This window comes from Janthinobacterium sp. GW821-FHT03C10 (assembly GCF_059420865.1).
Genome location: NZ_JBWKUN010000011.1, coordinates 156,683 through 173,870, shown reverse-complemented (window position 1 = coordinate 173,870; position 17,188 = coordinate 156,683). Strand labels below are relative to the sequence as shown.

Here is a 17,188-nt window from a genome sequence, read left to right as displayed (position 1 = left end):
CTGGCGCCACCTTATCAACGGACAGCCACATGAAAACCCTGTTACTCGGCAGTACCCTGCTGTGCCTGCTGGCCAGCCCAGCGCGCGCCCAGCTGCGCCAGGTCGATGATCTTTCTCTGGCAATGGCCAACAAGCTGGCGCATGCGGCCATCGCCGCGTGCCAGGCGCAAGGCCGGCATATTGTCGTCAGCGTACTCGACCGTGGCGGCAATCTCGTGACCGTGCAGCGCGCCGATGGCGTCGGGCCGCACAACACGGACGCCAGCCGGCGCAAGGCATATACGGCCCTGTCGACGAACAACGATACCCAGGCGCTGGCCGTGGCCGCGCGCGGCAATCCCGACATGGCCAATTTGACGACCGTGCCGGAACTGTTGCTGCTGGGCGGCGGCCTGCCCTTGCGCGCCAAGGGCGAAGTCGTCGGCGCCATCGGCGTGGCCGGTGGCGGTGGCGCCCTGCCAGACCGGTCCTGCGCCCAGGCCGCCCTGGCCGCCGTCCCTGAACTCGATTCCCCCACCTTATGAAAGCAACAACGATGATCTATCTGAAAAAAACCGCTGCCGCCCTGGCCTTCGCCAGCCTGTCCGGCATGGCCCAGGCCGCCAATCCCTTGAGCGTGCACATCCTCGACTTGCAGAGCGGCCAGCCGACGGCCGGCGTGACGGTCACGCTGGAGCAAAAGAAAGGGGATGCTTGGCAACAGCTGGGCAGCGCCGTGACGAATGCGCAGGGGCGCATCGCGGCCATGTATCCAGTCGAGACGCCCATGCAGGCGGGCGACTACCGCATCGTGTTTAAAACTGGCGAACACTATGCGCGGCTGAAACAGGAAACATTCTTCCCGGAAATCCCCGTGCAATTCCACGTGGAAAAGACCGAGCAGCACTATCACATTCCCTTGCTGCTCAGCCCTTTCGGCTTTTCCACCTACCGCGGAAATTAAACCTGGCCGATAGTCTTCGCCGTCTGCCCGAACAGCACGCCTTTCGCGTCGCCGCTGACGGTGGGCTGCACATTGATCTCGGCCGCGCGCGCGTAGGCGCGCACGGTGGCGGGACGGGCGGCGATGGCCGCGAACCAGCGCGCCAGGTGCGGGAAATCTTCCAGCTTCTGGCGCTGGCGTGCGTGCGGCACGATCCACGGGTAGATCGCCATGTCGGCGATGGAATACGTGTCGCCGGCCACGAATGCGCGGTCCGCCAGGCGCTTGTTCAGCACGCCATATAGCCGGTTCGTTTCGTTGACGTAGCGCGTGATGGCGTAATCGATGGGTTCGGGCGCGTATTGCACGAAATGGTGGTTTTGCCCGGCCATGGGGCCAAGGCCGCCCATTTGCCAGAACAGCCACTGCATGACTTCGGCGCGTCCGCGCACGTCGGCCGGCAGGAATTGCCCGCTTTTCTCGGCCAGGTATTGCAGAATCGCTCCCGATTCGAACAGGGACAGGGGCGCGCCGCCATCGGCCGGCGCCTGGTCGACGATGGCGGGGATGCGGTTGTTCGGTGCGATGGCGAGAAACTCGGGCTTGAACTGCTCGCCCTTGCCGATATGTACGGGAATGATGTTGTAGGGGATGCCCGCTTCTTCCAGGAACATCGTCACCTTGTGCCCGTTGGGCGTGGTCCAGTAATACAGGTCGATCATCGTGGTCTTTCCAGGTAGATGAGTAGGGGCAGGCGCACTTGGCAGAACTATTGTCGCGCCGCAACTGATATGCATGGATATAATGCCACGTCAGCGGAAAACAAGACGGCGCCCCAGCAGCGCAAGCATTCACTAGCGCCGTCACGCAGGCATCCCGACATTCCAGAGCACAAACAAAGAAAGCCGACCATGCGCAAACTCCTGATCGTCACGCTGTCCGTCCTGCTGTCAGGCTGTGTCCAGGACTTCGCCATCTACATGTTCGATGGGCAAGACCATTCCCTGACCGTGCGCCGCCAGCAACGTTATTTTTGGCAAGATACCGTGGAAGTGCAGCTGATGGCCACCAACCTGCCGCAATGCCAGCGCCTGCATACGCTGTCGACGGATGCGCCGGCCGACATCACCGTCGAGCTGTTCGCGGCCGGCGATGGCGTGTGGAATATCCGCATGGGCAAGCAGTTGTGGCAGGCGGAAACGAATACCTGCAATGCGCTGACGGAAATGGAAAACGACCCGAAAGCCGACCTGGGCCAGCCGGTCGGGCAATTCGTGGTCATCGATGACAAGCTGGAATTCGAACCGGCGCCGCCAGCGGCGGCACCGGCCCAATAGGAACTTAGCGCGCCGCCAGGCTGCGCAGCGGTTTTTTCGCCACGGCGCGTGGCGCACCAGCCGAGCTTGCCGCCAGGCGCGGCGCCGTTCCCGGCTCCTGCGCCGACAGTTTGAAGCGCGCCACCAGTTGCGCCAACACGGCCGCCTGATCCTGCATGCTCGACGCCGCTGCCGCCGCCTCTTCCACCAGTGCCGCATTTTGCTGCGTCACGCTATCCATTTCCGTGATCGCCTGGTTGACGTGGCCGATGCCCGTGCTTTGCTCGTGCGAGGCGGCCGTGATGTCGGCCATGATGTCGGTCACGCGCGAGACGGAAGCGACCACCTGATCCATTGTCGTGCCCGCCTGTGCGACGAGGGTGCTGCCGGCCGCGATGCTGTCGACGGAGGCGCCGATCAGTTCCTTGATTTCCTTCGCCGCGCCCGCGGATCGTTGCGCCAGGTTGCGCACTTCCGACGCCACGACGGCAAAGCCGCGGCCCTGCTCGCCCGCGCGCGCCGCTTCCACGGCCGCGTTCAAGGCCAGGATATTCGTCTGGAAGGCGATGCCGTCGATGACGCCGATGATGTCGACGATCTTGCGCGACGAGGCGTTGATCGTGTCCATGGTGCCGATCACTTGCGCCACCACGGCGCCGCCCTGGCGCGCCACGGCGGAAGCGGACTGCGCCAGTTCATTCGCCTGCACGGCATTGCCCGCGTTTTGCGTCACGGTCGAGGTCAGTTCCTCCATCGATGCCGCCGTTTCCTCCAGCGAACTGGCTTGCATTTCCGTGCGCGCCGACAAGTCCATATTGCCGCTGGCAATCTCGCTCGATGCCGTGGCGATCGTCTCGGCGCTGTGGCGGATTTCGCTGATCGCGTCGACCAGATTGGTTTGCATGGTTTTCATCGCGTACAGCACGCTGTGGCGGTCGCTGGCATGCGTGCGCACGATGCCGCTCAAGTCGTTATTCGCGATCTTTTCGGCCACGTCGGCCGCATATTCGGGGTCGCCGCCCAGCGCATGGCGCAGGCTGCGGTTGATCACGACGACGACGGCGGCCAGCAGCGCGCACACCAGCACCAGTACGCCCAGCGAGGTCAGCAGCGACTGGCGGAAGGCCGCATCGATATCATCCATGTACACGCCCGTCACGATGGTCCAGCTCCATGGCTTGTAGGCCACCACGCGGCTCATCTTCGGTTCGGGCGTCTTCTGGCCGGGACGGGGAAAGTAATAATGGACGAAGCCCTTGCCCGCATCGGTCTTGCCGACGGCAACGATGTCGCGGTACAGATAGGTGCCGTTGGCATCCTTAAAATCCGACATGTTCTTGCCATCGGTTTGCGGCGCGGCGGGATTCATCACGACGACGGCGTCAAGGTTGATAATGGACAAATAACCGGTCTCGCCGAAACGCATGCTCTTGATGACGGCCGTGGCCTGCTTTTGCGCTTCTTCCTTCGTCAAGGCGCCGCTGGCGGCCAGATCGCCGAACATCTTGACGGCGCCCAGGCCCAGGTCGGCGGCATTGCTCAGATCGGCGCTGCGCTCTTCGATGCGGATCTTGCGGATTTCCAGGGCGTTATAGACAAAAATAACGGTGATGCACAACAGGCTGCAAATCAGGGGAATCCATAACTTCTGCTGGAACGTCAATTTCTTCATGCTGTGTCTCCAACTCTCTATTGTGCGGCGATGGGGCGTGGTCCGCTTCCGGCTCGGCAAGCCGGGAATGCGGCGGCGACGGTGCTCTGGCGGCAACGTTCAGACTGCTCCAGCATACGCTCGAACGACCGATATTTACAATGCCGGTAAGCAATGAATTTTGCCCGGTGTTGTTAATGCGTTGCGACAATTGATGAGAATTGATGTTGCATTGCGATGTTGCATTGCAGTAAAAAAGGATGCAGATAGGCAGCGTCAAGGCAGGCGGAGGTGGCGGGCGTGTGTCAAAATGCACGCCAGATCGATTGAATCACGAAAGCACAGCATGACCAAGAATGAAGCCATGAAACGCATCAACGACCGCCTGGGCAAACCCACCCTGACGGACAAGAACACGCATTTTGCCAGCGTCGCCAGCTATGGCACGGACGAAGGCTGGTGGCTGAAGATCCCCTTCCTGACGTTCAAGCAGGAATTGCACTTCATCCTCAACAATGAAAAAACGAAAAGCTTCCAGCACCTGAAAATCGGCGCCAACCAGATCCTCAGTCCGGGCATGAAGTTCCGCAGCACGGGCGGCGCGGCCGACGCCTTCATGTCGGCCTCGGCGCCGAAACGCCTGGTCGACTTGCTCGACGGCGGCAGCAAGTACAACTTCACAAAACACTTCGTCAACGACTACCGCTACTAAAACACCTGACCAAACCTACTGCGCGGCGCGCTTTGCGGCCTGCGATGCTCACCGTACTAGAAGTACGGTTGCGCTTCTTGGCCACAAATCACTGCCGCTCGCTACGGTTTTGTCAGGTGCTCTTGGCGTTGTTAGTTTTCCCTTGGCGGCAGCCACGCCTTGAGCAAATGCTGGGCGATGTCGAGCGCGTCGTCGCGGCTGGTACCGAAATGCAGGGGATAGCCCCAGAACTGGCCGAACATGACGGCGAAGGCCTTGCCGGCCAGGCGCTTGGCGGCGCTCGGTTCGACCAGTACCATGCCCTGGATATACGCGCGCAGGGCAGCCTTGTGCCGTTTCATCCACAGCACGGCGCGCTTGCGCGCTTCCTGCGGATGGTCATGCCCATCTTCGTCCAGGCCTTCTTCGCTGAGAATGACAAACGCCTGCTGGCGCGCCAGCAAGTCCTCGAACTGGCTGAACAAGGCATCGTCGGGGCCGCTGGCGGCGTTGTCGCGGCGCATCCAGACGAGGGGGAAATCGGTGATATCGAGTTGCATGGGAGACTCCTTCAAGGGGGTTGCCGTTCCTCCTGGCCTTCATCAGAACTCTGGCGGCGGCGGTTGCCGTTGAAGCGGGGCTGCGGATAGCCATACGATACCGATGACGGCACCCGACGTCATTGCATACAATAGCCACAATATTATTCAATCCAGCCAAAGTCGTCCCATGCCCCATCCCCTCTTGCCCAGCATGCTGACGGCCCGCCTGGGTCTGGACGACGATGCCTCCATCCTCGATTTCGACGTCGACGGCGTGCTGCGTCCCTTGCTGGCCGTGGGCCTGGCCAGCGTGCCCGAGGATGCGGAACAGGCGCCGCACCAGCACCGCAAGGGGCAACTGCTGTACGCCACGCGGGGCGTGATCCATTGCGAAGTAGAAAGCGGCGTGTGGATCGTGCCGCCCCAGTGCGCCGTGTGGATACCGGGCGGCCTGATGCATTCGGCGCAGGGCGCGGGCGAGGCCGAGTGCTATTGCCTGTTTGTCGAACCGGCCATGGCGCCGGCCTTGCCGGCCGTCTGCTGCACCGTGGCCGTCTCGCCACTGCTGCGCGAACTCATCACCAAGGCGGCCGGTTTTCCCACCCTGATCGCGCTGCAGGGCGCGCAGGAACGCCTCGTAGCCACCCTGCTCGATGAATTGGCGGCGGCGCCCGTGGAAGACTGGCATCTGCCGATGCCGCGCGATGCGCGTCTGCGCCGCCTGGCCGCCCTGCTGCTGGCGCGGCCCGCCGATAAAAGCACCCTGGCCGACTGGGCCAGCCGCATCGGCATGAGCGAGCGCAGCATGACCCGGCTATCACTGGAGGAAATGGGCATGAGCGTGGGCCGCTGGCGCCGGCAATTGCACGTTATCCTGGCCTTGCAGCGGCTGGCGCAAGGACACAGCGTGAAAGCGGTGGCGCTGGAACTCGGTTATGAAAACACCAGCGGTTTTGTCACCATGTTCCGCAAGGCGGTGGGCAAGCCGCCGGCGCGCTACCTGACGGAACGGGAATCCGGACGCGCATGAAAAAAGGCGGCATAGGCCGCCTTCGTCACGCATCATCGCCTAAAAATCAGACTTCGCGCGCCAGAGCCAGAAATTCCGTGCGCAGCGCCAGGTTCGGCTGCATCTCGCCCAGCATGGCCGAGGTGATGGTTTCTTCGCCCGGCGTACGGATGCCGCGGCTTTCCATGCACAGGTGGCGGCAGCGCACGACCACGCCCACCGATTTCGGTTCCAGCACTTCCATCAGCGCGTTGGCGATCTGCATCGTCATGCGTTCCTGCACTTGCAGGCGCTTGGAGAAGCAATCGACGAGGCGCGTCAGTTTCGACAGGCCGACGATCTTGCCGTTGGGCACGTAACCGATGGTGGCCTTGCCAAAGAACGGCGCCAGGTGGTGTTCGCAATGGCTGTAGACGGGGATGCCGCGCACGACGATCAGCTCGTTGTACTGTTCCGCGCCATCTTCAAAGGCTTTCAGCAAGTCCACCGGGTCCTGGCCATAGCCGGACGTCCAGTGCTTCCACGCCTTGGCCACGCGCGCCGGCGTTTCCAGCAAGCCAGGACGTTGCGGATCTTCGCCCAGGCTGCTGATCAGCCGGCGCCAGTCGTTTTCGGAGAATTCTTCTTGAGACATGCTAAACCACCCTAAAATTTGCAATTGCCGCCAGTATATAGAAAATGCGGCAGGCTGCCTGAGCAGCCCCTGCTTTACGACTGCGCCGGCGGCCGGTGCGCGCCCACCAGCAGCGCGGAGATCGACACGCTCGAACTCGCTTCCGGCCACGCATCGCCGGGGCCGAACCAGCGCGCCTCGGCAATCTCGTTCTCGTCCAGGCGAATCTCGCCATCCAGGTAGTCGGCCGTAAACGCGATCATCAGCGAATGGGGAAACGGCCAGGACTGGCTCATGAAGTACTGCAAGTTGTGCACGCGCAAGCCCACCTCTTCCATCACTTCGCGGTGCACGGCTTCCTCGATCGATTCGCCCGCTTCGAGGAAACCGGCCAGCGGACTGAAGCGCTGTGATGGCGAATGCTTGTGCATGGCCAGCAGCACCTGCTCGCCCTTGCGGATGAGCACCATCATGGCGGGCGAAATGCGCGGATACGCGAGCATGCCGCAGGCGGCGCACGTAAAACAGCGTTCGCCGCGCGTGCGCTGCATGGGCGTGGCGCACACGCCGCAATGGCGGTGCGTGCGCGCCCATTCGGCCAGCTGCACGGCGCGGCTGGCCAGGCCCAGGAAGCCATCGTCGACGGCGTTGAACAGCGAGCGCATGCCGTGATACGCCAGGGGGCTATCGGCGGGCAACAGCTCGGAATCCGTCCAGACCGTCTGGCAATAGCGGCCCTGCCACCAGCCTACGGGCTGGGCGCGGCTCAGGTCGATATCGAGCGCGGCCGCCTCGGCGGCAGTGGGCAGGGTCAGCCCGGGCGTACGCAACAGCAGGCGCCCGCGGTGAAAGACGAATGTGAGCGTCTCGGCGGCGGCCGGGGCCGGTTCGGGAGGATCGATCAGGGGAACGAAGGCAACGGGAGTGTGCAACATGCTGGGAAGAAATTTGTAAAGGTTGCTCATCATACTCCCGCTGCCGGACGCCTGCGCGCGTAGCAGCAGCTCGGACGCAAAGCAAGCAGGTATGCGGCATTACAGTGTTTTTTTTGTGGCACACCCAATCCGTTGCGCAAATGATACTGATAACGATTCTCATTTACGAAATAGCGCCCAGTTATTACAATACGGCCTATTCCGTCTCCACCGCCAGCCACTTGCCCGCGTGCCCAAGCACTGCGGCGCAGAGCCAGCCAGGAACCACTACCCTGACCTTATCGAGAGAGCAAGATGGCAATCAAGAGCCGCAAACACGCCCCAACCCGTTTCAACCAGCACATCGGCGCCGCCCTGGCCGTGATGCTGCTGCCCGTCGCCGCCCAGGCGGCCGACCCGGCCGGCCAAAGCGCCCCGACATCGCAGCAAACCCTGAACGAAGTCAAGGTCATTGGTTCCAAGGAAAATGATTTCAAGGCCGAAAAAGCCTCGTCGCCGAAATACACGGAAGAGCTGGTCAATACGCCACAAACCATCGTCGTGATCAAGAAGGAATTGATCGAACAGCAAGGCGCGCTGACCCTGACGGACGCGCTGCGCAACACGCCGGGCGTCGGTACCTTCTTCCTCGGCGAAAACGGCAACACGAACACGGGCGACGCCGTCTACATGCGCGGTTTCGATTCGTCCGGCAGCATCTATGTCGACGGCGTGCGCGACGTGGGTTCCATCGCGCGCGACGTCTTCAACATCGAACAGATCGACGTATTGAAGGGCCCGGCGGGCACGGACAGCGGCCGCGGTTCGCCCACCGGCTCGATCAACCTGGTCAGCAAGACGGCCAGCATGGAAAACAAGTTCAACTCGCTGCTGACGGCCGGCAGCGGCAAGCAGAAGCGCGCCACGGCCGACTGGAACCGCATCCTCGACAGCGATACCGGCACGGCAATGCGCCTGAACCTGATGACGCAGGACAGCGGCAATCCGGCGCGCGACGAAGTCAAGAACAAGCGCTGGGCCTTCGCGCCCACCGTCACCTTCGGCATCGGCAAACCGACGCGCATCACGGCCAGCTACCTGCACGTGGACCAGGACAACGTGCCCGACGGCGGCGTGCCGACCATCGGCTTGCCTGGCTACTCGACGCCGGACGTCGCCACGAAGGAGCAACCGGTCATCCGTACCTTCCTGAACGGCGCCGCCAGGGTCGATCCGAAGAATTTCTACGGCTCCACCTCGGACTACGACAAGGTCAAGGCGGACATGGGCACCTTGCGCATCGACCATGATTTCTCGCCCAACGTGCAGATCCAGAACACCACGCGCTATGGCAAGACCAAGCAGGATTACCTGCTGACGGCCTTCATGGGCAGCATGGCCAACCTGAAGACGCCGGTCGCCGCCGATCCGTCGACCTGGACCCTGGCGCGCTCGCTGCGCACCGTCAAGGACCAGGAAAACACGATCCTGACCAACCAGACCGTCGTCAGCGCACAGTTCGACACGGGCGTGCTGAAGCACTCCGTGGTTGCCGGCGCCGAGTTCACCAGCGAAAAACAGACCAACTACAGCTATGTGCCCGCCAGCCTGGGCACCTTGCCGGCAGCGAACCTGTACCACCCGAATCCGCGCGACACCGTCACCGGCCACAATCCCGTGCGCAGCGGCGCCTTCACGGAAGGCGAAGTCAACACGCAAAGCCTGTATGTGTTCGACACCGTCAAGTTCGGCGACAAGTGGATCTTCAACGGCGGCGTGCGCTTCGACCACTTCAACACCACGTATGACGCCGTCACCCTGCAAGGGGCCGTGACTGCGCCCGCGGTACAGCCATTGCCAGTGGGCACGCCGATTCCGACCCATTTGACCCTGAGCGACACCCTGGCCAACGGCAAGATCTCGGCCATGTACAAGCCGACGCCGGACAGCAGCGTGTACGCCTTGCTGGCCACGTCGAAAGCACCGCCTGGCGTCAACTTCGGCCTGAGCACCGCCGCCAACAGCGCGCAAAACCCGAACTATGACCCACAGGAAACCATCACCAAGGAAATCGGCACCAAGTGGGACTTCCTGAAGCAAAAACTGTCGCTGTCGGCCGCCGTCTACCAGACCACCGTCAAGAATGAAGTGGAGCAAGATCCTGTCATCTCGACCATTTATTACCAGACCGGCAAGAAGCGCGTGCAAGGCCTGGAACTGGGCGTGGTGGGCGAGATCATGCCGAACTGGCTGGTCAGCGCCGGCTATACGCGCATGAATACCAAGGTCGAGTCGAACAAGGTCTTCACGGCCAGCGGCGAGAAGAGCCTCACCTACACGCCAAAACAGGCGTTCACCAGCTGGACTTCCTACACCCTGCCGTTCGGCCTGAAGATCGGCGGCGGCGCGCGTTACGTGGGTGAAATGCTGCGCGGCACCGATGGCGCCGTCGGCACGCCGGCCCGCGTGGATGCCTACTGGGTCTTCGACGCCATGGCAACCTATACCGTCAACAAGAACCTCGACTTGCAGCTGAATGCCTACAACCTGGCCGACAAGACCTATGTGGCAGCCATCAACAAGTCCGGCTTCCGCTACACGCCAGGCCAGCCCCGTTCGTTCAGCCTGACGGCGAATATCAAGTTCTAACGTCAAGAGAACACACATTGCGCCACATCAAGCCCCTCTTCGGAGGGGCTTTTTTATTGTCCTGACAATCTTATCTTTTTGTCGCAGCGCCCCCTGCCGTAACTAGCGTATGAAAAGTCATACAGCGATGGCCTGCCGCGTCCAATATTTCGCGCAAGCGTGCAAAGTTGCAACATCTAAGCAACAAAAAAGCCGCCTCAAATCAACAACTTAAGAAGTTAGGTCCCAAATTTCCATTTCAGGCATATCCTTTGCTATGTACAGGTTTTGCTGCAAATAATCGCTGGCACGCAAGGGCTTGTTTTTGAGAAATATTGACTCCAAGCTTGAGTTGCTCGCTATCAATAATCCGCTCATAGCGGCGTTTCACCGGAGGAGTCAAAATGAAAAAGAAACGGCCATTAACCCTGTACATCCTGATTGCCATGATCCTCGGCATTGCCGTCGGTTATGGATGCAACACCGCCTTCCCTGATGCCAAGCTCAGCGCTCAAATCGCTGGCAATATTTCCATCGTCACCGACGTCTTCCTGCGCCTGATCAAGATGATCATTGCGCTGCTGGTGTTTTCCACCCTGACGGTCGGCATCGCCCACATGGGCGACGGCAAGACGGCGGGCCGCATCGGCCTGAAAGCCATGTGCTGGTTCGTCGTCGCCTCGCTGGTCTCGCTGGCGCTGGGCATGGTGCTGTCGAACCTGATGCAGCTGGGAACCAACCTGGGCTTGCCATTGCCGGACGTACACGCTTCAACGAATCTGAAAACGGCCGCCTTCACCTTGAAAGATTTCTTCACGCACCTGGTGCCGAAGTCGCCGATCGAGGCCATGGCCAACAATGAAATCCTGCAAGTGCTGGTGTTCTCGATCTTCTTCGGCGGCGCACTGGCCGGCCTGGGCGAATCGGGCAAGACCCTGACGGCCGTCGTCGACCAGCTGGCACAAGTCATGCTGCGCATCACCGGCACCATCATGAATCTGGCCCCGCTGGCCGTGTTCGCCGCGATGGCTTCCGTCATCACCACGCATGGCCTGGGCGTGCTGGTCACGTTTGCCAAGTTCATGGGCGGCTTCTACCTGGGCCTGATGTGTCTGTGGGCACTGCTGATCGGCGCCGGCTTCGTCGTCATCGGCCCGCGCGTCTTCAAACTGGTCGGCCTGATCCGCGAACCATTCCTGCTGGCATTCTCGACGGCCAGCTCGGAAGCGGCGTATCCGAAACTGCTGACGGCGCTCGACCAGTTCGGCGTGGACCGCAAGATTTCCAGCTTCGTGTTGCCGATGGGCTACTCGTTCAATCTGGACGGCTCGATGATGTACTGCACCTTCGCCGTGCTGTTCATCGCGCAAGCCTACGGTATCGACCTGTCGATCGGCACGCAGATCACCATGCTGCTGCTGCTGATGCTGACCTCGAAAGGCATGGCCGGCGTGCCGCGCGCCTCGCTGGTGGTGATTGCCGCGACCCTGAACCAGTTCAATATTCCGGAAGCGGGCCTGCTGCTGCTGATGGGCGTCGACCAATTCCTCGACATGGGCCGTTCGGCCACCAACGCGGTCGGCAATGCCGTCGCCACGGCCGTCGTCGCCAAGTGGGAAGGCGGCCTGGCCACCGAGGAAGAAGCAGCCGCGGCCAACGCGGCCAACCAGAACACGGAAAGCCATTGGGGCGAAGCGGATCACGCTAGCAAAGCCTGATAGCGCCATGGCCCGCCACAAGCGGGCCATTTATTTGTTGTCCATGTTGAGTAACAAGCAGTCAGGTAGTGCGATCAGTAGTCATTCCAACCTATTAGAGAGATTTTCATGAAAAAAGTCCTGTTTACCCTGCTGACCCTCGGCGCAGCCTCCACCGGCGCCATGGCCCAATCGAGCGTGACCGTCTACGGCGTGGCGGACGCCGGCCTGGTGTTCGACAAGGATGCGGCCGGAGACCGCCTGAACCGCGTCGCTTCCGGCGTCGCCTCGGGCTCGCGCATCGGCTTCAAAGGCAAGGAAGACCTGGGCGGCGGCCTGGCCGCCACCTTCGTGCTGGAAAGCGGTTTCAATATCGATACCGGCACCTCGGGTCAGGGCGGCTTGCTGTTCGGCCGCCAGGCGTATGTCGGCCTGACCGGCAGCGCCGGCGCCGTCACCCTGGGCCGCCAATATTCGCCGTACTACCTGGCCCTGCGCGACGTGGCCGATCCGTTCGTCATCGGTCTGGCCGGCACGGCATCGAACCTGATGGTGACGAATATCCGCGTCGATAACATGGTGCAATACAGCACGCCGACCTGGAGCAAGCTGTCGGCCGACCTGGCGTACGGCTTCGGCGAAGTGGCCGGCGACAATGCGAAAAACCGCAGCATGGGCGGCGCCGTGCACTACATCGATGGTCCGCTGAACGTGACCCTGACGCACCACCGCAAGGAAAATGCGCTGGCGACCCAGCAAACGCGCAACACGCTGCTGGCCACGCGCTACGACTTTGGCGTCGTGCAAGGCAACTTCGGCTACGCCGACAACCGCGCCCTCGACAACAGCAAGAGCAACGACATCCTCGTCGGCTTCAGCGCCCCGTTCGGCGCCACCAAGCTGGTCGCTTCGTACATCCGCCACAACGACAAGAGCAACCTGAACCGTGACGCCCAGCAATGGGCCATCGGCGCGTTCTACGCCCTGTCCAAGCGCAGCGACCTGTACACCGGCTATGGCCACATCAGCAACAAGAACGGCGCCACCTTCGTCGTCGGCAACGCCACCGACAATGGCACCGGCAACAGCGGTTTCAACCTCGGTATGCGTCACACGTTCTAATCGCGGCTCACGCTAGCGCAGGCCGCCGGATGCACATCCGGCGGCTTTTTTATTTCCGCGATTACTTAAATGCGATACTGTGGGTTCTTGCAAGTTGGCAGCTGATTTTATGAATAGCAGTACTACCAAATCCTCCCTTTCCTGGCGCCAGCGCCTGTCGCAACGGTCGGGCCGCGAAACGCTGGCCTGGGGCGTGGTGCTGGCCGCCTGCCTGGCCACCGTCTGGCTCGTGTATTTCTGGACCGAACGCATCGCCATCGGCAAGCTGCAGGCGAGCGGCGCGCAGCGCCTCGAGGTGTATGTGAGCAGCCTGGAAAATGCACTGGAGAAATACGACTTCCTGCCCAAGACCCTGGAGCTGAACCGCGACGTCATCCGCCTGCTGCAGCACCCGGAGGACCCGGTGCTGGTCGACACGGTCAACCATTACCTCGAGCAGATGAATGCCCAGGCGAAATCGTCGACCATTTTCATCAGCAACCTCGACGGCAACACGCGGGCAGCCAGCAACTGGCAGCAGCCCGACAGCTTTATTGGCGACAATATCTCCTTCCGCCCCTACGCCCAGGATGCGCTGCGCGGCACGCCGGGCCGCTTCTACGGCGTGGGCACGACGCGGCTGGAGCCCGGTTACTTCTTTGCCCACGGCATCTACCAGAATGGCCACATGCTGGGCCTGGCAACGGTGAAGGTGAACCTGGAAAACCTGGAAAAACGCTGGGTGCAGGGCGCCGACAAGGTCATGCTGGCCGACGAGCACGGCGTGATCTTCCTCAGTTCCATGGCGGACTGGAAATACAAGACCCTGGCGCCGCTGTCGCCCGCCATCGTCGAAGAACTCAACCGCACGCGCCAGTATTACTCGAAGCAGCTGGAAGCCATTCCCTTCGTTTCCGACCGCCAACTGGGCAATGGCGCGCGCGTGATCAGCGTGCGCGAGCAGGAACACGCCGACACGCCGCCGAAGACCAGCTCGAGCGTCATGACGCAGATCAAGCTCAAGTCGCCGCAAGGCTGGACCTTCATCTACCTGTCCGACCTGGCGCAGGCCAAGGCCAGCGCCCGCGCGGCGGCCGCCTTTTCTTGCGTGCTGCTGGGCTTTTTCATGCTGCTGTTCTTTTACCTGCGCCAGCGCCGCGCGGCCGTGGCGCAAAAACTGCGCGCCCGCGAAGACCTGCAGCATGCCTACGACAACCTGGAAGCCATGGTCGAGGAACGCACCTCGGAACTCAATGCCATGACGCAAAGCCTGAGCCAGGAAATCGAGGTGCGCAGCAAGGCCGAGCAGAAACTCCACATCACACAGAATGAACTGTTTCAGGCCGGCAAGATGGCCGTACTGGGACAGATGTCGGCCAGCATCACGCATGAACTCAACCAGCCGCTGACGGCGCTGCGCACCATGTCCGACAATGCCGTCATCCTGCTCGAACGGGGCCGGCTCGACGATGCGCGGCGCAACCTGGCGAAGATCTCGCAAATTGCGGCCAGGATGGGGACCATTACGGGGCAATTGAAGATTTTTGCGCGCAAGTCGACGACCAGCCTGACCTCCGTCTCGATACCCACGGCGATCAGCAACGCCCTGTTCCTGGTCGAACGCCGGCTGCAGGTGGAAAATGTGCGTTTTACTTTGCAACTGCCGCCCGACGACATCTTCGCCATGTGCGAAAGCAACCGCCTGGAGCAAGTGCTGGTCAACCTGTACGCGAATGCGCTCGACGCCATGAATGGCAGCGAGGTGCGCAGCCTGCGCGTGGCCGTCGAATGCACGCCGGAGCACGTGCTGATCCACGTGGCCGACACCGGGCCGGGCCTGTCGACGGAAGTGTATGAACACCTGTTCGAACCGTTCTTCACCACCAAACCGCAAGGCCTGGGCCTGGGCCTGGGACTGGCCATTTCCGAACAGATCACGCGCCAGTTCGGCGGCGTGCTGCGCGCCGAGAACGCCCCCGGCGGCGGCGCCATCTTCACCATCGAACTACAGATTGCAACGCAGGAGGAAAAACATGTTTGACGGCTTGAAGGTCTTGCTGGTCGAGGACGACCCCACCGTACGCGAAGGCAGCGAGCAGGCATTGCAGCTGGCCGGCCTGGACGTGCTGGCCTTCCACTCGGCCGAACTGGCCTATAAACTGCTGACGCCGGATTTCCCCGGCATCGTCGTGAGCGACGTGCGCCTGCCCGGCATGAGCGGCCTGGAATTGCTGCAAGCGGTCAAGACGCTCGACGCCAACCTGCCCGTGATCCTCGTCACGGGCCACGGCGACATCACCATGGCCGTGCACGCCATGCGCACGGGCGCCTACGATTTCATCGAAAAACCGTATTCGTCCGACCAGCTGGTTGACGTCATCCTGCGCGCGCTGGAAACCCGGCGCCTGACCCTGGAAGTGCACAGCCTGCGCCGCCAGCTCGAGGACGGCGGCGGCATCGAAGCCCGTCTATTGGGCAATTCCGTGGCGATGCGCGACATACGGCGCTTGATCCTCGACGTTGCCAACGAACCGGCAGACGTGCTGATCTATGGAGACACGGGCACGGGCAAGGAAATGGTGGCCCGCTGCCTGCATGATTTCAGCCACCGCCGCAAGCACAACTTTGTCGCCGTCAACTGTGGCGCGATTCCCGAGAGCATCTTCGAAAGCGAAGTCTTCGGCCACGAACCGGGCGCGTTCACGGGTGCGGCCAAGCGGCAAGTCGGCAAGATCGAGCATGCGGACCAGGGCACGTTCTTCCTCGACGAAATCGAAAGCCTGCCCCTGTCCCTGCAAGTGAAATTGCTGCGCGTGCTGCAGGAACGCTATATCGAGCGCCTGGGATCGAACGTGCCCACGCCCGTCGACGTGCGCGTCATCGCGGCGGCCAAGCTGGACCTGGAAGACTTGTCGCAGCAACAGAAATTCCGCAGCGACCTGTACTACCGTTTGAATTTGATCGTGCTGCATCTGCCGCCGCTGCGCGAACGGCGCGAAGACATTCCCATCCTGTTCGAACACTTCGTGCTGGCCGCCGCCGCCCGCTACAACCGCGCCGCACCCGTGGTCTCCAGCGCACAGATGCGCAACCTGATGGCCCATTCCTGGCCCGGCAATGTGCGCGAGCTGCGCAATATCGCCGACCGCTTCGTGCTCGGTATCGCCGGCGGCGCCTCGAGCCTGCTGGCGAGTGGCCAGGCCAGCCCGCTGTCGCTGGCGGAGCAAGTGAACGGCTTCGAACGCGCTCTGATCGAGCAGGAACTGCGCGCATATTCGGGCAACGTCAGCGAGGTAAGCGCCGTGCTGGGTCTACCGAAACAAACCCTGTATCACAAGATGCAGAAGTACAACCTGGTGGCGGAAGAGTTCCGCTAGGGAACGGCACGGTGAAAGGCTTGTCAAAAAGAGCAGTAATTTATTGCCTTATAGTATATATTATTTCTTTTTGATAATTTTTAAGCCAATGAAAAAACCTGCTTTCCTCTTTTCCCTCTTGCTCAGCGCCACCAGCTTTGCCCAGGATCTCGCCACCACCGAAGTACCCGCTGCCTCCGCCGAGGCGGCCAGCGCGCCGGCGGCGCCGGCAACATCCACCATCAGCCGTCTGCGCCTGTTCGGCCAGAATGGCGCCACCGCCTTCCTGTACCGCGACAGCAGCTGCATCCGCGGCATGTTCAGCGATGGCGTGGAAAAGGCCAGCGGCGGCATGAGCTCCGCCTTCGGCTCCCTGATCGGCACGGTCAGCAATACCAGCCTGGGCATCCCGGAAACGGAAACGTCGCAAAACCTGGCGCGCAAGGACGGTTTTTTCTCGAAGGCCTATTTCCGCGAATATGAGATTCCTGCGGGCAAGCCCAGCAGCCTGCGCCTGGGCTTCCAGGATGTCTCGCCGTTCTACGTGGCCAACGGCGTGCGTTTTGACAGCGTGTCGCCCAGCTGCCATGGCGACATCACCTTCACGCCGCGCGCCGGCGAGGATTATGAAGCGGCTTTCTCGTGGGAAGGCAAGCGCTGCAGCATCAGCATCAACCAGGTGATCGCCAGGGAAGGCAAGACGGCACTGGTGCCCGTGCCCGTCACCCGCGCGCCGAGCTGCTGATAC

General features: G+C 61.9%; 16 protein-coding genes. 11 read left to right on the top strand and 5 right to left on the bottom strand.

From position 1 onward, the window contains the following. Positions 1-29 precede the first annotated feature (29 nt). Both AC07VH_RS27945 and uraH read left to right on the top strand, forming a co-directional pair. Positions 30-524, top strand: coding sequence for a GlcG/HbpS family heme-binding protein (locus AC07VH_RS27945; protein ID WP_494788935.1), 495 nt, complete (start codon positions 30-32; stop codon positions 522-524). An 11-nt stretch (positions 525-535) separates the two neighbouring features. Further along, positions 536-943, top strand: coding sequence for a hydroxyisourate hydrolase (gene uraH, locus AC07VH_RS27940; protein ID WP_494788934.1), 408 nt, complete (start codon positions 536-538; stop codon positions 941-943). On the opposite strand, the gene AC07VH_RS27935 is transcribed toward uraH, so the two are convergent. After that, entirely contained in the window at positions 940-1,644 is a 705-nt protein-coding gene (locus AC07VH_RS27935) for a glutathione binding-like protein (protein ID WP_494788933.1), read from the bottom strand. The two genes, uraH and AC07VH_RS27935, sit on opposite strands and share 4 nt — an antisense overlap. A 189-nt stretch (positions 1,645-1,833) precedes the next feature. Between AC07VH_RS27935 and AC07VH_RS27930 the strand changes: the two genes are divergently transcribed. Then, positions 1,834-2,259: a hypothetical protein gene (locus AC07VH_RS27930; protein ID WP_494788932.1), complete on the top strand. Its 426-nt coding sequence runs from the start codon at positions 1,834-1,836 to the stop codon at positions 2,257-2,259. A gap of 4 nt (positions 2,260-2,263) precedes the next feature. Here AC07VH_RS27930 and AC07VH_RS27925 read toward each other — a convergent pair whose 3' ends face one another. Next, positions 2,264-3,910 carry a methyl-accepting chemotaxis protein gene (locus tag AC07VH_RS27925; RefSeq protein WP_475417690.1) on the bottom strand — a complete coding sequence of 549 codons (1,647 nt, stop codon included), beginning with the start codon at positions 3,908-3,910 and terminating at the stop codon, positions 2,264-2,266. A gap of 325 nt (positions 3,911-4,235) precedes the next feature. Between AC07VH_RS27925 and AC07VH_RS27920 the strand changes: the two genes are divergently transcribed. Then, positions 4,236-4,601, top strand: coding sequence for a hypothetical protein (locus AC07VH_RS27920; RefSeq protein ID WP_034781254.1), 366 nt, complete (start codon positions 4,236-4,238; stop codon positions 4,599-4,601). 131 nt (positions 4,602-4,732) lie between these two features. On the opposite strand, the gene AC07VH_RS27915 is transcribed toward AC07VH_RS27920, so the two are convergent. Continuing rightward, positions 4,733-5,140 (bottom strand): hypothetical protein, encoded by a 408-nt coding sequence (locus AC07VH_RS27915; protein ID WP_475417691.1) that lies wholly within the window; start codon positions 5,138-5,140, stop codon positions 4,733-4,735. 193 nt (positions 5,141-5,333) lie between these two features. Between AC07VH_RS27915 and AC07VH_RS27910 the strand changes: the two genes are divergently transcribed. Then, positions 5,334-6,152, top strand: coding sequence for an AraC family transcriptional regulator (locus AC07VH_RS27910; protein ID WP_494788974.1), 819 nt, complete (start codon positions 5,334-5,336; stop codon positions 6,150-6,152). Positions 6,153-6,198: 46 nt separating this feature from the next. Here the strand turns inward: AC07VH_RS27910 and folE are convergent, their stop codons facing one another. Both folE and nudC read right to left on the bottom strand, forming a co-directional pair. After that, entirely contained in the window at positions 6,199-6,765 is a 567-nt protein-coding gene (gene folE, locus AC07VH_RS27905) for a GTP cyclohydrolase I FolE (protein ID WP_034781250.1), read from the bottom strand. Positions 6,766-6,839: 74 nt separating this feature from the next. After that, a complete protein-coding gene (nudC, locus tag AC07VH_RS27900) occupies positions 6,840-7,679 on the bottom strand; it encodes an NAD(+) diphosphatase (RefSeq protein ID WP_494788973.1) in 840 nt (279 codons plus the stop codon). Between the two features lie 294 nt (positions 7,680-7,973). Between nudC and AC07VH_RS27895 the strand changes: the two genes are divergently transcribed. The 6 genes from AC07VH_RS27895 to AC07VH_RS27870 all read left to right on the top strand — a co-directional run bounded on the left by AC07VH_RS27895 (position 7,974) and on the right by AC07VH_RS27870 (position 17,185). Further along, a complete protein-coding gene (locus AC07VH_RS27895; RefSeq protein WP_494788931.1) occupies positions 7,974-10,307 on the top strand; it encodes a catecholate siderophore receptor Fiu in 2,334 nt (777 codons plus the stop codon). A gap of 383 nt (positions 10,308-10,690) precedes the next feature. After that, entirely contained in the window at positions 10,691-12,004 is a 1,314-nt protein-coding gene (locus AC07VH_RS27890; protein WP_099375495.1) for a dicarboxylate/amino acid:cation symporter, read from the top strand. Between the two features lie 108 nt (positions 12,005-12,112). Then, positions 12,113-13,105: a porin gene (locus AC07VH_RS27885; protein ID WP_475417693.1), complete on the top strand. Its 993-nt coding sequence runs from the start codon at positions 12,113-12,115 to the stop codon at positions 13,103-13,105. A 109-nt stretch (positions 13,106-13,214) separates the two neighbouring features. Further along, the gene (locus AC07VH_RS27880) at positions 13,215-15,125 is read left to right on the top strand and encodes a sensor histidine kinase (RefSeq protein ID WP_489629462.1); all 1,911 of its coding nucleotides are present in this window, start codon (positions 13,215-13,217) and stop codon (positions 15,123-15,125) included. Continuing rightward, positions 15,118-16,461 carry a sigma-54-dependent transcriptional regulator gene (locus AC07VH_RS27875; protein ID WP_475417695.1) on the top strand — a complete coding sequence of 448 codons (1,344 nt, stop codon included), beginning with the start codon at positions 15,118-15,120 and terminating at the stop codon, positions 16,459-16,461. The genes AC07VH_RS27880 and AC07VH_RS27875 overlap by 8 nt, the downstream gene beginning before the upstream one ends. A gap of 88 nt (positions 16,462-16,549) precedes the next feature. After that, positions 16,550-17,185 carry a hypothetical protein gene (locus AC07VH_RS27870; RefSeq protein WP_494788930.1) on the top strand — a complete coding sequence of 212 codons (636 nt, stop codon included), beginning with the start codon at positions 16,550-16,552 and terminating at the stop codon, positions 17,183-17,185. Positions 17,186-17,188: the final 3 nt, after the last annotated feature.

Coding starts and splice junctions, on each gene's coding strand:
- AC07VH_RS27890 (WP_099375495.1), top strand. CDS start 10,691: ATGAAAAAGAAACGGCCATTAACCCTGTACATCCTGATTGCCATGATC.
- AC07VH_RS27930 (WP_494788932.1), top strand. CDS start 1,834: ATGCGCAAACTCCTGATCGTCACGCTGTCCGTCCTGCTGTCAGGCTGT.
- AC07VH_RS27915 (WP_475417691.1), bottom strand. CDS start 5,140: ATGCAACTCGATATCACCGATTTCCCCCTCGTCTGGATGCGCCGCGAC.
- AC07VH_RS27875 (WP_475417695.1), top strand. CDS start 15,118: ATGTTTGACGGCTTGAAGGTCTTGCTGGTCGAGGACGACCCCACCGTA.
- AC07VH_RS27895 (WP_494788931.1), top strand. CDS start 7,974: ATGGCAATCAAGAGCCGCAAACACGCCCCAACCCGTTTCAACCAGCAC.
- AC07VH_RS27920 (WP_034781254.1), top strand. CDS start 4,236: ATGACCAAGAATGAAGCCATGAAACGCATCAACGACCGCCTGGGCAAA.
- AC07VH_RS27945 (WP_494788935.1), top strand. CDS start 30: ATGAAAACCCTGTTACTCGGCAGTACCCTGCTGTGCCTGCTGGCCAGC.
- AC07VH_RS27885 (WP_475417693.1), top strand. CDS start 12,113: ATGAAAAAAGTCCTGTTTACCCTGCTGACCCTCGGCGCAGCCTCCACC.
- AC07VH_RS27935 (WP_494788933.1), bottom strand. CDS start 1,644: ATGATCGACCTGTATTACTGGACCACGCCCAACGGGCACAAGGTGACG.
- nudC (WP_494788973.1), bottom strand. CDS start 7,679: ATGTTGCACACTCCCGTTGCCTTCGTTCCCCTGATCGATCCTCCCGAA.
- AC07VH_RS27910 (WP_494788974.1), top strand. CDS start 5,334: ATGCTGACGGCCCGCCTGGGTCTGGACGACGATGCCTCCATCCTCGAT.
- folE (WP_034781250.1), bottom strand. CDS start 6,765: ATGTCTCAAGAAGAATTCTCCGAAAACGACTGGCGCCGGCTGATCAGC.
- AC07VH_RS27880 (WP_489629462.1), top strand. CDS start 13,215: ATGAATAGCAGTACTACCAAATCCTCCCTTTCCTGGCGCCAGCGCCTG.
- AC07VH_RS27870 (WP_494788930.1), top strand. CDS start 16,550: ATGAAAAAACCTGCTTTCCTCTTTTCCCTCTTGCTCAGCGCCACCAGC.
- uraH (WP_494788934.1), top strand. CDS start 536: ATGATCTATCTGAAAAAAACCGCTGCCGCCCTGGCCTTCGCCAGCCTG.
- AC07VH_RS27925 (WP_475417690.1), bottom strand. CDS start 3,910: ATGAAGAAATTGACGTTCCAGCAGAAGTTATGGATTCCCCTGATTTGC.